Annotated in this window: 13 protein-coding genes; 8 read left to right on the forward strand and 5 right to left on the reverse strand. The window is 34.4% G+C overall.

The window, feature by feature from the left end:
• Window positions 1-42 precede the first annotated feature (42 nt).
• Entirely contained in the window at window positions 43-1,314 is a 1,272-nt protein-coding gene (serS, locus tag FNW52_RS14025; protein WP_143378076.1) for a serine--tRNA ligase, read from the reverse strand.
• Window positions 1,315-1,553: 239 nt separating this feature from the next.
• On the opposite strand from serS, the gene FNW52_RS14030 reads away from it, so the two are divergent.
• Together FNW52_RS14030 and FNW52_RS14035 are read left to right on the forward strand one after the other, a co-directional pair.
• Window positions 1,554-2,063, forward strand: coding sequence for a hypothetical protein (locus FNW52_RS14030; RefSeq protein ID WP_143378077.1), 510 nt, complete (start codon window positions 1,554-1,556; stop codon window positions 2,061-2,063).
• Between the two features lie 121 nt (window positions 2,064-2,184).
• The gene (locus FNW52_RS14035; protein WP_143378078.1) at window positions 2,185-4,104 is read left to right on the forward strand and encodes a M1 family aminopeptidase; all 1,920 of its coding nucleotides are present in this window, start codon (window positions 2,185-2,187) and stop codon (window positions 4,102-4,104) included.
• A gap of 132 nt (window positions 4,105-4,236) precedes the next feature.
• Here the strand turns inward: FNW52_RS14035 and FNW52_RS14040 are convergent, their stop codons facing one another.
• Window positions 4,237-4,776: a hypothetical protein gene (locus tag FNW52_RS14040; RefSeq protein ID WP_143378079.1), complete on the reverse strand. Its 540-nt coding sequence runs from the start codon at window positions 4,774-4,776 to the stop codon at window positions 4,237-4,239.
• A 69-nt stretch (window positions 4,777-4,845) separates the two neighbouring features.
• A complete protein-coding gene (locus tag FNW52_RS20770) occupies window positions 4,846-5,016 on the reverse strand; it encodes a hypothetical protein (protein ID WP_185965987.1) in 171 nt (56 codons plus the stop codon).
• 286 nt (window positions 5,017-5,302) lie between these two features.
• On the opposite strand from FNW52_RS20770, the gene FNW52_RS14045 reads away from it, so the two are divergent.
• Window positions 5,303-6,940 (forward strand): hypothetical protein, encoded by a 1,638-nt coding sequence (locus FNW52_RS14045; RefSeq protein ID WP_143378080.1) that lies wholly within the window; start codon window positions 5,303-5,305, stop codon window positions 6,938-6,940.
• 216 nt (window positions 6,941-7,156) lie between these two features.
• On the opposite strand, the gene FNW52_RS20775 is transcribed toward FNW52_RS14045, so the two are convergent.
• Window positions 7,157-7,309: a hypothetical protein gene (locus FNW52_RS20775; protein WP_185965988.1), complete on the reverse strand. Its 153-nt coding sequence runs from the start codon at window positions 7,307-7,309 to the stop codon at window positions 7,157-7,159.
• A gap of 299 nt (window positions 7,310-7,608) precedes the next feature.
• Entirely contained in the window at window positions 7,609-8,028 is a 420-nt protein-coding gene (locus tag FNW52_RS14050; protein WP_143378081.1) for a lipocalin family protein, read from the reverse strand.
• Window positions 8,029-8,412: 384 nt separating this feature from the next.
• Between FNW52_RS14050 and metG the strand changes: the two genes are divergently transcribed.
• The 5 genes from metG to FNW52_RS14075 all read left to right on the forward strand — a co-directional run bounded on the left by metG (window position 8,413) and on the right by FNW52_RS14075 (window position 14,446).
• On the forward strand, window positions 8,413-10,479 hold the full coding sequence (gene metG, locus FNW52_RS14055; RefSeq protein WP_143378082.1) for a methionine--tRNA ligase: 2,067 nt from the start codon (window positions 8,413-8,415) through the stop codon (window positions 10,477-10,479).
• A 312-nt stretch (window positions 10,480-10,791) separates the two neighbouring features.
• The gene (locus FNW52_RS14060; protein WP_143378083.1) at window positions 10,792-11,481 is read left to right on the forward strand and encodes an HAD family hydrolase; all 690 of its coding nucleotides are present in this window, start codon (window positions 10,792-10,794) and stop codon (window positions 11,479-11,481) included.
• Between the two features lie 222 nt (window positions 11,482-11,703).
• Window positions 11,704-12,333, forward strand: a complete 630-nt coding sequence (locus FNW52_RS14065) for a chloramphenicol acetyltransferase (RefSeq protein WP_143378084.1) — start codon at window positions 11,704-11,706, stop codon at window positions 12,331-12,333.
• A gap of 64 nt (window positions 12,334-12,397) precedes the next feature.
• Window positions 12,398-13,810 carry a hypothetical protein gene (locus FNW52_RS14070; RefSeq protein WP_143378085.1) on the forward strand — a complete coding sequence of 471 codons (1,413 nt, stop codon included), beginning with the start codon at window positions 12,398-12,400 and terminating at the stop codon, window positions 13,808-13,810.
• Window positions 13,811-13,930: 120 nt separating this feature from the next.
• Window positions 13,931-14,446, forward strand: a complete 516-nt coding sequence (locus FNW52_RS14075; RefSeq protein ID WP_143378086.1) for a ferritin — start codon at window positions 13,931-13,933, stop codon at window positions 14,444-14,446.
• Window positions 14,447-14,482 lie beyond the last annotated feature (36 nt).

A 14,482-nucleotide genomic window follows, 5' to 3' on the forward strand; every position in this document is an offset into this window, starting at 1 on the left:
TCGCAGTTCTGAAAACTGAAAACTGCGACTGAAAACTGATTACTAATTTATAATATCAAACCCACAGTATGAACGCAATACCTCTGGAATTACGATTCCTTCCGGAGTTTGGTAGTTTTCTAAAATACCAGCAAGAACTCTTGGCAAAGCCAATGAACTTCCGTTTAGAGTATGCGCCAATTGGTTTTTACCATCTTTGTCTTTGAAACGCAATTTCAAACGATTGGCTTGAAAAGTCTCAAAATTAGACACAGAAGAAATTTCCAACCAACGCTCTTGAGCTGTAGAATATACTTCAAAATCATAGGTCAAAGCCGAAGCAAAACCCATATCGCCACCACAAAGACGTAAAACTCGGTAGGGTAATTTCAATTCTTGAAGAATGTTTTTTACATGTTCTACCATTCCGTCAAGTGCAGCATATGAATTATCCGGATGCTCAACACGAACGATTTCTACTTTATCAAATTGATGCAAACGGTTCAAGCCACGTACATGCGCTCCATAAGAACCTGCTTCACGACGGAAACATGGTGTGTAAGCGGTACATAAAACAGGCAATTCATTTTCGGATAAAATGACATCTCTAAAGATATTGGTTACAGGAACCTCAGCCGTTGGAATCAAATACAAATTATCGGTTGCGTCATGGTACATCTGTCCTTCTTTGTCCGGCAATTGTCCAGTACCGTATGCTGATGCTTCGTTTACCAAATGCGGCACTTGGTATTCTTTGTACCCTGCATCGGTGTTTTTATCTAAAAAATAAGAAATTAACGCACGTTGCAATCTAGCTCCTTTTCCTTTGTAAACTGGAAATCCAGCACCCGCTATTTTATTCCCTAATTCGAAATCTATGATGTCATATTTTTTAACCAATTCCCAGTGTGGTTGCGCTCCTTCGTGCAAAACGGGAATATCCCCTTCCTGAAAAACGTTTAGATTTTCCTCAGGCGTTTTTCCAACAGGAACAATATCCGCTGGAAGATTGGGTAGAGTATATAATTTTTCGGTTAATTCATTGGCCAAAGCGACAGCATTTTCGGCTAGAACTTTGCTTTTTTCTTTTAATAGAACTGTTTTTTCTTTTAGAATCGCAGCTTTCGATTTTTCGCCACCTTTCATCAAATCTCCAATGTCTTTGGATAATTTATTAGATTCAGACAAAATACCATCTAGCTCTACTTGTGTAGCGCGACGTTTCTCGTCTAGTTGTACCACTTCTTCAACAACGGATTTGGCATCCATATTTTTTTTTGCCAAAGCGTTGATTACTTTCTCCTGATTCTCTCTAATAAATGCGATTTGTAACATAGTTTGATTTTTATAACTAAATAATGGAAGCAAATTTAAGGAAATGTTTGATAACAACTAGACAAAGTTTGTTTTGTGTCCCTTTTTTTAGTTCTCTCAATATATTTTTATCTAATTCTAAAAATAAAAGCCTTTTCAAAAAAACCAAAAGTGGTAATTATGAAACTAAAAACATTTATAATACAACAGACAATTATTTTAAAAACGGTACGTTTGTATAGAAATTTAAATAAAAACTCATGAAAAAACTTATTCTAATAATCGCCTTTGGTTTTATCTCAAATGGTGTATTTGCACAAAGTCCGCTTGAAGAAGGTGGAGTACAATTGAATGCTGGTGTCGGAACTTCAGGTTGGGGAATTCCAGTTTATTTTGGTTTAGATTATGGAATCGCTAAAGATTTTACTCTCGGAGGTCAAATCTCTTTTCAAACGAATAATGACCCATACTATTACAACAACAATAATTACAATCATAACTCTGCAATAGGAATTGGAGCTAATGGGAATTATCATTTCAATAGGATATTAGACATTCCAAGTAAATTTGATTTTTATGCTGGTGCCAGTCTTACGGCTTATATTTGGAATTATGACAACAATGACTATAATCCAGGCTACGACCCTTTAAATCTTGGACTTCAAGTAGGTGGTCGTTATTTCTTTACCGATAAATTTGGTATTAATCTTGAACTAGGTGGCGGTTCAGCAACTAGTGGTGCCAAATTTGGGGTTACATTTAAACTCTAAAATCCCTAAAGAATGCACTATTTCACAAAAACCATCTGAGAAAATCAGGTGGTTTTTTTGGGTTTAAAATTATTACAATTCAATCTTAACTCATTATATTTACATGAAAATCAAATCTATAATGAATCCAAAATTACTTTATATACTTTTATTAATACCTTTTATTGTTTCAGCACAAAAAAGCGACATTCAACTGGATGCAATTGCAGCTACCGAAATGAAAATGGCTTCCAAAAAAATGAGTTTGGTTGCTAATCCGAATACCCAAAACTATGATATTACCTATCATAAACTTGAGTTTACGGTAGATCCTGCGAATTATTTTATTTCTGGAAAAGTGACGACTACTTTTACAGCACTATCCCATCTTTCTACGGTCACTTTCGATTTGACCAATCAATTGACTGTAAGTTATGTTACCCTAAACAGCTTGCCATTGCCATTTGTGCAAAACGCCAACAACGAATTGGTTATTACCTTACCAACTGTCGTTAATTCAGGAACTTCCGCAACCGTTGTTATTACCTATTCTGGTGCTCCTCCAATAAGAAAAGAACAAGCTTTTATCAAAGCAACCCACGATACTTCGCCCGTTTTATATACTTTATCCGAGCCTTATGGTGCAAGGGATTGGTGGCCTTGCAAACAAGATTTAAACGACAAAGTAGATGCTATCGATCTTTATATTACAGCTCCCTCTCAATATGTGAGTGTCGCCAATGGCGTTGAACCATCGGCACCAATAATTAATGGAAGCAATAAAACCACACATTTTCATCATGGGTATCCTATTCCGGCCTATCTGATTGCCATAGCGGTAACGAATTATAGCGTGTACAACCAAACCGGAGGAACTGCTCCCAACCAATACCCGATTATCAACTACATCTATCCAGAGACTTTAGCATCGGTGCAAACGCAATTGAATCAAACCCCATTGATTCTGAATTTGTTCGAAAGTCTTTTTGAAATATATCCTTTTCATAACGAAAAATACGGCCACGCCCAATTTGGTTGGGGGGGTGGCATGGAACATACTACGGTTTCTTTTATGAATAATTTTAGTAGAAGTCTAATTGCTCATGAAATGGCACACCAATGGTTTGGCGACAAAATCACTTGCGGCAGCTGGAAAGACATTTGGCTCAACGAAGGATTTGCCACTTATGTTGCTGCCTTGGTAATAGAGAATTTTGACGGTCAAACTGCTTTTGCAAACGAAAAAGCAAGAATGATCACCAGCATTACCTCCCAAACCAATGGAGCGGTGTACTTGACCGATGCCGAACTTACCGATGTCAATAGAATTTTCAGCTCCATATTAACATATGATAAAGGTGCCATGGTCTTGAATATGCTTCGTTTTAAAATGGGAGATGTTTTGTTTTTTCAAGGAGTGAAAAATTATTTAAAAGACACCAATCTTGCCTATAAATATGCCAAAACTCCAGACTTGCAAGTGCATCTTGAAGCGGTTTACGACAGTAGTCTCACCGAATTCTTTAATGACTGGGTGTACCATCAAGGCTATCCTATTTATACTATTTCGGCACAAAATTTAGAAGGGGGGCAGGCCAAATTTATTATTAATCAAACGCAGTCGGATCCTTCGGTTTCCTTTTTTGAAATGCCAGTGCCCATTCGTGTTTTCGGAACAGGTGGACAACAATTGGATCTAGTTTTGAACAATACCGTTAATGGAGAGAGTTTTACCGAAAACGTGCCTTTTATCATTACAAGTCTAACTTTCGACCCTAACAAAAATATTATTTCAAAGAAAAACACAGTCACTTTGGGTCAAAAAAGCTTTGATCTGAATGCGATACGACTCTCGTTAGATTCAGTTTCCAATGTACTTTCCCTTGACTTACCAAACGGAATAGCAATCGAAAAATCGGTAATTTACAATATGGCTGGTCAAAAAATAAAAGAAACAAGCTCTGCAACTACTTGGGATGTTACTTCTTTGCCTGCAGGGGTTTATTTTATTAGTGTTGTTACCAATTCTGGCAAGAAGAAATTCAAGTTTGTGAAGGGTTAAAGATAATTTCACAAAGAGGCACAAAAGAGACGCGGAGATTCACAAAGGTTTTTCTAAGTTTTCTTTTTTCTTTAAATTATTCTTAGCGTGACTTCGTGGTTTTTCTTCGTGTGTCTTTGCGAAATAACTAAACTATTCTCTTTTAATCTCGTGACCCACAAATTCTTCTAAAGCAGCAAACATATCGTCTACAGAAAGCACTTCGAAATCGGGGTGTGTTTTTAAAAAATTGGCATTCAAAGTAACCAGATTTTCATTTATTTCGAAAAAAGTGTCGTTATTGAGCAAATCTCTTGTGGGATTTACGCCTTCTAGTTTTCCTTTCAGGAATTTATTGAGCTTTACACTGCTCATTAGTTTTACTTTTTTGCTTTGCTGTTGGAAAAATTCCAAATGTTTTTCGGCACCAATTAATGCCAAACCTTCTTCTATTAGCTCGTTCAACTCTTTATCCCAACCTGAACTATGCACAAATTGTGCAAAGTTACCAGTAGTATATTGGGAGAAATAATAATCCAAATAATAACTCATCAAAGCATCTTCGTGAATCAAGTCGTCGTTCACGCCTTCCTCACGCATTAAGTTGATTACCGAAATATTAGAGTGAATCACATCTTGGGGATTTTCACTGTTCATCGCTGTTTCCGAGATAATTATTCTGCCGAATTCCATAGGTTTTGTGTTTTGAATATTTGCTGCAAATTTCAGTTAAATTAAAACAGAAATGAAAAACAATATGATTTATATGTCATTAGATTCGTTATTTTTCTTTTTCTCATTCATTTTTGCAACTAAAGCTTTCAGCCGTAATGCTTTTTCTTTTTTCTCTTCTTGAAGTTTAGTCTTCTTTCGATTAAGCAATTTGGTATGTAAAGTCTTATTTCTAGTGTTTTTTTCAGGTCCTTTTGCCATAATTTATACTCTTCTTTAATTACGCTTACAAATATAAATAAACGGATCGTAAAAACGGATTACACATCCAACCGATAGTGCGGATTTGGAAAGTTGAAGGAAAAACTGATACAGTGGAGTATATTTTTTGAGAATAATTTGCACAAATTATCTAGTTATCAATATACTTTTCAGATTTAAGTTTTAAAAATTAAAAAGAAAAGTATTACTATATTTGCAATTTAAAAAAAAACATTTAAACAGTTTCTATCTTTAATACGATCTAATTTTTACTAACAACCAATTTATGAAGCTTTACCACTATCTTCTACTATTTATTTTAATCTCTTCATGTTCAAAAGATGATGACATTATTACTATTCCTGTTGAAAAAATCAAAATAAATGCTACATCAATAACTAATGAAAACACATACAGCTTCGAGTTAAATGGAAGCTTTACAAATGATAAAAAAATAAAAATAATTGAATCCGGATTTATTATTGATACAATATCTGAACCAAATTTAAACAAAAAGATGGTAAAGGTATTGAGCGCAAATGACAATAACACTCTTAAAAGCACAATAGCAAATCTCATAGCAAATAAAAAGCTTTTTATTAAATCATATATAAAAACTGAAAGTAATATATATTATGGTGATCAATTAATTCATACCACTCTAAAGGACAATCCTTATTATTTAACTGAAAAAAAGACTATATCTACACAAGCTGAGCTTTTAGAATTTACATCACACCATTATACTAGCATAATAAAAAAAGCATGGATAGCCGAATTTAAAATCACGGGGACTGTTACCGATTTAAGCTCCTTGAAAGATTTAGAAATTATTGAGGCGGAAAGTTTTTCTATTACAAATTCTTTAGTTACGAATCTATCAGGATTAGAAAATCTACAATCAATTAATGGATTTCTTGATATTAGACTCAATCAAAATTTATTAGACTTAAAAGGTTTAGATAATTTACAAATTTGTAAAGGAGATCTCTATATTAAATCCAATAATAATTTAAAAAATTTCAATTCATTAAATAAACTATTTGCAATATGGGGTACGCTTATTATTGAAGACAATAAGAGCTTAGAGAACTTCAATGGTTTAAACAAACTAAAATTCTTATACGGAATTAGTATAACAAGTAATCCAAAATTAAAAAATTTAACGGGATTAGGTAGCTTGGAGACTATTGCTTGGGAATCCTTTTATATTATGTACAATGAATCCTTAGAATCACTAACGGGTCTTAATAGTTTAAAAAAAGTTGGCCAATTACAGATTGATGGCAACCAAAACCTTAAAAATTTAAAAGGGTTAGAAAATATTGAAAATATTAGTTTTTACATAAACATTCATAACAATCCAAATTTAATTGATTTAAATGGGCTATCAAATCTAAAAACTACTGAATATCTAAGTATTAAAAACAATCCAAATCTTTTATCACTAACAGGTCTGAATGATGCTGTTGTAATAGATTATTTATTTATTGAAAATAATTATAATTTAAAAAATCTCACAAAAATTGGTAACGTTAAATCTAAAATAAAAATCGAATACAACAACAATCTTTTGTCTCTTGAGGGTTTACAAAATGTTCAGACCCTAACAGGTTCTTTAGATGAAGGAGAATTAAGCATAATTTATAATAATTCGCTAAAAAACCTGAAAGGATTAGAAGGCCTCAGAAATGTGTATGGATATAGAATTTCTATATATCGCAATGAAAACCTTACCTCATTAGACGGTCTGGAAAAGTTTGAAAACACATCACGTACTAATTTTTTTAGCATAAATGATAATTCTCAACTATCGAACTTTTGTGCATTAAAAAATTACTTGTCAAAAACTGGATTTAGCTTAAATCTTTACGATAATCAATCTAATCCAACAACACAAACTATTTTAAATACTTGTCCGTAAAATTAACAATAAAAGATCCGATAGCTCCTCGGAGCGACAATGTTAGGCGAAAATAAATTTAAAAGTATATTGTAACTGCTACGAAATCAAGACACTTCGCACAGTATTCACCCTCTAATACTATTTTCGTTTTCAAGAATATTTTGGAAAGCATATGATTGTTTTACAAATTTCAGTTAAATTAAATGCAAAGCGATCTATCTAATATCGAATTCGCTACTCTTCTTTTTTCTGATTCATTTTTGCAACCAAAGCTTTCAAGCGTAGTGCTTTTTCTTTTTTCTCTTCTTGAAGTTTAGTCTTCTTTCGATTTAGCAATTTGGTATGCAAAGCCTTATTTTTAGTGTTTTTTTCAGGTCCTTTTGCCACAATTTATAATCTTCTAGAATTATGATTGCAAATATAAACAAATGGACAGGTTAAATTATTACAAAACCGTTTTGAAACCCCAAATCCCTAGCCCCGATAGTAGTGAAATCCTTTCTATTTTTCCTTTAAAAATAGAAAGATTGAAGCGGATAGCGGGAAATAGCTTCAGATAAATACAAACACAACTTTTTATTTTTAACAATTCAATCCATAAAAAAAACGGAAATGACTTTTAAAAAGTCATTTCCGTTTCATCCTACATCTCAAAGATGCAGAATCTAACACCTGAATAAATTTAATTATCTGATGTAAACAGAGATAGCGTTACCGTTCTTTAGCTTTAACTCAGTAAGTGTAAGATTAACAATATCATAAGTTATGGTTGTACCATTTATAACAGTTGTTACTTTACTATCCCCTTTGGAATAAGTTCCTGACACAGTTGTTAGTGCACATGGACTAACAGTAGAATCATAATCTCCTGAAGTTAATGTATTATCAATCTTTAGATTAATAAAATCATGGTCACAACCACTCACATTTTGTGGCGGATCAGCCAATGTTTCTACACCATTATTATTGGTACCAACTTTGACAATACTCCATTTCCCTTCTATAGGAGCTATTGTGTCTCCTTCGTTTTCATCACTAGAATTACAAGACGTAGCAAATAATCCGATACTTAATACTAATACAAATAATATGTTTTTAGTTTTCATGCTTTATTTATTTAAAATTAATAATGGCTAAATTAACTTTAGAGTGCCTAAAGACTGTTATATAATTATTGATAGTATTTATATTATTATTTTGGTATTTAAACAATTACTAGTCTCCTTAGAGAATCGAAATCCTTTTTGTTTTTTCTTTAAAAACAAAAAGATTACTTCACATAATTTTATTTACAGCGGAGTTCAGTGAATATATTTGTAACGAATAGCGGGATTAGCTCCTAATAAAAACCATACAACTCTCAATTCTATTGCTTATTTTTGCACTCAATAAAAAAGCATCATGAAATGAGCCTAACGAAAATTGGTTGTTACATCCAGTTGTATTAGGCGAATTACATGTGACAAATAAAAAAACAATACTAACAACACATGATACAGAATCCAAAAAGATATACCATTACAGCGGCATTGCCTTATACGAACGGGCCTATACATATTGGGCATTTGGCGGGGGTTTACGTGCCTTCGGACATTTATTCACGCTATTTGCGTTTGCAGGGAAGAGACGTTTTGTTTGTTTGCGGAAGCGATGAACACGGCGTTGCGATTTCGATGAAAGCTAAAAAAGAAGGCATAACGCCACAGGAAGTAATTGATAAATACGATGGAATTATTAGAAAATCATTCTCTGATTTTGGTATTTCATTCGACAATTACTCTAGAACTTCGGCGAAAATTCATCACGATACCGCTTCTGAATTCTTTAAGAAATTGTATGACAAAGGCGATTTTATTGAAGAAGTAACGGAACAATTGTATGATGCCAAAGCAGATCAGTTTTTGGCTGACCGTTTTGTGGTGGGAACTTGCCCAAAATGTGGCAACGAAGAAGCCTATGGCGACCAATGCGAAAAATGTGGTTCTACGCTAAACGCAACCGATTTGATTAATCCAAAATCGACTATAACGGGAGAAACTCCTATCTTAAAATCTACGAAACACTGGTTTTTGCCTTTGGACAGATATACTGATTTCTTAACAGAATGGATACTTGTTGGGCATAAAAATGACTGGAAACCGAATGTGTACGGACAAGTGAAATCTTGGATCGACGGTGGATTGGAGCCTCGTGCGGTAACCCGTGACTTGGATTGGGGGATTGACGTGCCAGTTGAAGGTGCCGAAGGAAAAAAATTATATGTATGGTTTGATGCGCCAATTGGGTACATCTCATCTACCAAAGAGTGGGCAGAACGCGAAGGAAAAGATTGGGAACCGTACTGGAAAGATCAAGATACGAAGTTGGTTCACTTTATTGGGAAAGACAATATTGTTTTTCACTGTGTGATTTTCCCAGCGATGCTAAAAGCCGAAGGAAGCTATATTTTACCAGACAATGTACCTGCAAATGAGTTTTTGAATTTGGAAGGAAACAAATTGTCTACGTCTAAAAACTGGGCGGTTTGGTTGCACGAATACTTGGAAGATTTTCCGAATCAGCAAGATGTTTTGCGTTATGTTTTGACAGCGAATGCTCCTGAAACCAAAGACAATGATTTCACCTGGAAAGATTTTCAGTCGAAAAACAACAATGAATTAGCAGACAACCTAGGAAACTTTGTGAATCGTGTGGTAGTTTTGACCCAAAAGTATTATGATGGTTTTGTTCCTCAACCAAATGAATTTAATGAAGTCGACGAACAAACTCTTGATGCTATAAAAGCTTATCCTGCGGTAATTGCAAATTCTATAGAAAGATACCGTTTTAGAGAGGCATTGACAGAATTGATGAACTTATCTCGTTTAGGCAACAAATATCTGGCGGATGAAGAACCTTGGAAAAAAGCAAAAACTGATCCCGAAAGAGTAAAAACACAAATGTATGTGGCTTTGCAAATCACTGCAGCCTTGAGTGTTTTAGCAGAACCTTTTTTGCCGTTTACAGCTAGTAAATTGAAGAGGTGTTTAAAATTAGAAAATCAGTTTGGTTGGAATGACATAGTCAATTCTAATGAATTGATTGCTGTAAATCATCAAATAGAAACTGAAAAAGTAGACATTCTATTTGGTAAAATCACAGACGAGGAAATCCAGAAACAAATTGACAAACTAGAAGCTACTAAATCTGCCAACAAAGCCGAGAACAAAGTTGCCGAGCCTCAAAAAGACTTAATCCAGTTTGAGGATTTTGCCAAAATGGATATCCGTGTGGGAACGATTCTGGAAGCCGAAAAAATGCCAAAAGCCAACAAACTTTTGATTTTAAAAGTAGATACCGGAATTGATGTTCGTACCATAGTTTCTGGAATAGCCGAGAGTTTTAAACCAGAAGACATCGTTGGAAAACGCGTCACTGTTCTAGTAAATCTAGCACCAAGAAACCTTCGCGGAGTAGAAAGTCAAGGAATGATTTTGATGACTACCAATGCCGAAGGGAAATTGGTTTTTGTGAATCCAGATGCAGATGGTGTTGGGAATGGGGAGACGATAAATTAAGATATTTCATATCAGGATTACGTAGAGACGTTGCACTGCAACGTCTCTTTTGTTTTGATTAACAATCGTATCAAGGCATTGCAACGTCTCTTTTGTTTTCATCAACAATCGCATCAAGGCACTGCAACGTCTCTTTTGTTTATATGTACGAACGTTTTGCAGAGGCGTTAAAAATTATTATATTCGTTATAATCAACATAGCAGAAGACGTTGCACTGCAACGTCTAAACATTATGATTTTGACGCAACAACGACTAACCATTATAATTTTAACGTAACAATTTCTAAAACCATTATTAAAAAAAATAAAAAATGAACCTAAAAGTAATTGCCTTCGACGCCGACGATACCTTATGGATCAACGAAACCTACTTTGATGAAACCGAGAAAAAATTCTGTGGTTTGATGGAAGATTATCTTTCGCATCAAGGGATTTCACAAGAGCTTTTCAAGGTCGAAATCGACAATCTCAAATTGTACGGTTACGGCATCAAAGGCTACATTCTTTCGATGATTGAAGCGGCGATGACAATCTCAAACAACACCATTCCTATCGAGATCATTGAGAAAATCATTCAATATGGAAAAGAACTACTCGAAAAACCTATTGTTTTGTTGGATGGAGTCGAGGAAACTTTACAAGCGTTGCAGGGAAAATACAAATTGGTGGTTGCCACCAAAGGGGATTTACTGGACCAACGCCGAAAACTACACAATTCAGGTTTGGGACATTATTTTCATCATATCGAAGTGATGTCAGACAAGCAAGAAGTCGATTATTCGGATTTGATCAAACGCTTGGAGATACAGCCCAACGAGTTTTTTATGATAGGTAATTCCTTAAAATCGGATGTTTTACCGGTTTTGGCTATTGGCGGACACGCCGTTCACATTCCGTTTCACACCACTTGGGCACATGAAAAAATAGATCATAAAGTGGAGCACAAAAACTTTCAGGCATTTGAGAGAATAACAGAAGTTTTAACGCTATTGGAGTTATAAAAAAAGCTTTTAATAACATATAAAATCTGGTTAGAATACTTTTTATTTAGTATTTTAGCTAGGTTTTTAAATTTAAACACACTTCGTTGAAAAGGTTTCCGCAACTGTAGCATTTGATAACAAAAAATACTAAAACTATGAAATCGCCATAACAGCATTTGTCGCAAACACCAATGAAGATCTGGCGATACCATATTCCGACAAAAAAAATATTATCTACATATGAAAACACTTTTAGACTTAGACAATTGGAATCGAAAAGAACATTTCCTTTTTTTCAAGCAAATGCAAGAACCTTTTTTTGGAGCAACTGTAACTATCGACTGTACCAAAGCGTATGAAAAGTCTAAAACGCTAGGCACTTCCTTTTTCGTTTATTATTTACACAAAACCTTAACAGCAGTAAATACTTTTGAAAGTTTCAGATACCGTATTTCGAACACCCACATCTACATTCATGATCGCATAGACGGATCGGCAACGATAAGCCGTGCCGATGGTACTTTTGGATTCTCTTTAATCGAATACCATCCCGATTATACGCTTTTTGAACAAACCGCATTAATCGAAATTGAGCGTATTCAAAACACAACCGGTTTATTTACTCGGCAATTTAATGAGGATAATGTCATTCACTTTTCGGCAATCCCTTGGTTGAATTTCACTTCACTTTCGCACGCTCGTAACATGACCTTTCCGGATAGTTGCCCCAAAGTTTCTTTTGGCAAAATGATGGTTTCCGAAGACGGAAAAAGAACAATGCCTATGTCTGTCCATGTACATCACGGATTGATGGACGCCCTGCATGTGGGACAAATGGTGGATTATTTTCAAGAAATAATGAATCAATAAAAATGGATTCTGTATTTTTGGATTCGGATTGACCCAATTAATTTTAGCCCGCAATCAGAAACTCATGAAAAAAATAATCCCTTTTTTGATCCTATTACAAAGTTCCCTGCTTTTTAGCCAAACGGTATTGACTAGTTATCTATTAGAACTAAAAAAATCTAAAGAATACAGGCAAATTGTAAATGCCGAAAACACTACTACACACGATCTCTTTGTATTTGCTTCCGACAAAGAAACCGTTACAATTCTAAAATACAATAGTGCTTTATTCCTCTCTAATCAATATACGCAAACCCGTCCCGATTTAGACTATAAATTATTGGCTGGATACAGTTTTAATGACGAGGAGAACCCAACTCTTTATTGGTCATCCGAAGATTTAAAAAAAGTAATGGCTGTTCAATATGATTTGAATGCCAAAACCACCGCTGTTTTTAAATATTACCTCTCTTTTTCTAATGAATCGATTGTAACCCAATTTCAAGAGAACAACACCTTTTATATCCTTTCACAAAGAGATCTAGAACAAAAATTAGTACTGTATATTTTTAAAAACGGAAAAAAAGAAGAGAAGATACTGGATTTCTCCTCCTTTAAATTTCAAAATAGAAAAACAGAGATCTTAACATTGAATCAGATCTTAGAAGTCTGCCCAATTGAAAAAATAGAAACCAATCAATTCAATCCATTGTTCAAAGGCACTCAAAAAACCAAATTGTATGTATTGAAAAACCGCCTACTGCTCACTTTGGATCATAATTTTAATGAAACGCAGGCATTCGACATTGACTTAAGCACTTTTGAAATTCAAGAAAAAAAGTTTCTACAACCCGCTACAAAAAAACAAATGGAATTAGCCAATTCTTTTTATCATGAAAATAAAATATACCAACTTAATTCCAATGAAGACGAGTTATTGTTTGAAATAAAAGATTACAAATCAAACGAAATCATCAAAAGTTATCAAGTTTCAAAAACCGACACTGTTGGTTTTAAAAACTCTCCTTTATACATTCAAATTGACGGTCAAAAACCAAGAGAAATAAAAAACACAGCCAAGTTTCTGCAACGCCTATTGTACATGAATACGGGATTAACGGTGTACAAAACACCAAAAACTATCTTGATCACATTGGGTGGAACGAGCAACACAGGAACCAATTATGCCGATCTTTCGACAAGAATAAATGCCGAAGTTGAGGCAAATTCTACAGATATCGCCTATGATTTGCTAAACAATGCAGGACCAACAACGGTTTATTTTGAAAGTATATTCGATAAAAAACTAGAACAAACCAAGCAAGAGCAAGAGCCGCTTGCCATAGATTTTATTTCCCGTTTTGCAAATGAACATACCGAAGTTTCTTTGGGAAGCACCATTCGATTCAAAAACTATTACATTTTTGGATATTATGATACGTATGCCAAACAATACATCTTGCGTAAATTCATTGATGGATTTGACCGTTCGTTTTAACCCCGAATCCGCTTTATAAATCCTGATATTCCATAAAATTGTACTGCTGCAGAAAAGCTTTTATCCAAAAAAAGATATCCGTGAATGATTTTTTTTTAACTTTACTAAAAACTAAACGCCATGCTATTAAAAAATATTGAAACAGCACTAAACAAACAAATCCGTATAGAAGCAGAATCTTCTCAAACCTATTTATCTATGGCTTGTTGGGCCGAGGTGAATGGATTGGAGGGAATTGCGCAGTTTATGTACGCCCAATCCGATGAGGAACGTTTGCACATGCTCAAATTGATCAAATATGTAAACGAACGTGGCGGTCATGCTCAAGTAACCGACTTGAAAGCACCGAAAACAACTTACGAAACCTTCAAAGGAATGTTTGAAGAACTCTACAAACACGAGATTTTTGTTTCGGAATCGATCAATGAGTTGGTACACATTACGTTTGAAGAAAAAGATTATGCCACCCATAATTTCTTGCAATGGTATGTAGCCGAGCAAATTGAAGAAGAAGCTACAGCCAAATCGATTTTAGACAAAATCAACTTGATTGGCGACGACAAAGGTGGATTGTATCTTTTTGACCGTGACATTCAGCAAGTAGCCAATACAAAGACCGCTACTCCAGCCAAATAATTAAGACTCTCCTTATAAATATTTTCCCCAAAATGC

Origin of the sequence: Flavobacterium sp. ZT3R18, from assembly GCF_007097385.1 — a bacterium.
Classification (GTDB): domain Bacteria; phylum Bacteroidota; class Bacteroidia; order Flavobacteriales; family Flavobacteriaceae; genus Flavobacterium.

Excerpts from the sequence above, each read along its gene's own strand:
- serS (WP_143378076.1), bottom strand. The coding sequence starts at position 1,314 with ATGTTACAAATCGCATTTATTAGAGAGAATCAGGAGAAAGTAATCAAC.
- FNW52_RS14030 (WP_143378077.1), top strand. The coding sequence starts at position 1,554 with ATGAAAAAACTTATTCTAATAATCGCCTTTGGTTTTATCTCAAATGGT.
- FNW52_RS14035 (WP_143378078.1), top strand. The coding sequence starts at position 2,185 with ATGAATCCAAAATTACTTTATATACTTTTATTAATACCTTTTATTGTT.
- FNW52_RS14040 (WP_143378079.1), bottom strand. The coding sequence starts at position 4,776 with ATGGAATTCGGCAGAATAATTATCTCGGAAACAGCGATGAACAGTGAA.
- FNW52_RS20770 (WP_185965987.1), bottom strand. The coding sequence starts at position 5,016 with ATGGCAAAAGGACCTGAAAAAAACACTAGAAATAAGACTTTACATACC.
- FNW52_RS14045 (WP_143378080.1), top strand. The coding sequence starts at position 5,303 with ATGAAGCTTTACCACTATCTTCTACTATTTATTTTAATCTCTTCATGT.
- FNW52_RS14050 (WP_143378081.1), bottom strand. The coding sequence starts at position 8,028 with ATGAAAACTAAAAACATATTATTTGTATTAGTATTAAGTATCGGATTA.
- metG (WP_143378082.1), top strand. The coding sequence starts at position 8,413 with ATGATACAGAATCCAAAAAGATATACCATTACAGCGGCATTGCCTTAT.
- FNW52_RS14060 (WP_143378083.1), top strand. The coding sequence starts at position 10,792 with ATGAACCTAAAAGTAATTGCCTTCGACGCCGACGATACCTTATGGATC.
- FNW52_RS14065 (WP_143378084.1), top strand. The coding sequence starts at position 11,704 with ATGAAAACACTTTTAGACTTAGACAATTGGAATCGAAAAGAACATTTC.
- FNW52_RS14070 (WP_143378085.1), top strand. The coding sequence starts at position 12,398 with ATGAAAAAAATAATCCCTTTTTTGATCCTATTACAAAGTTCCCTGCTT.
- FNW52_RS14075 (WP_143378086.1), top strand. The coding sequence starts at position 13,931 with ATGCTATTAAAAAATATTGAAACAGCACTAAACAAACAAATCCGTATA.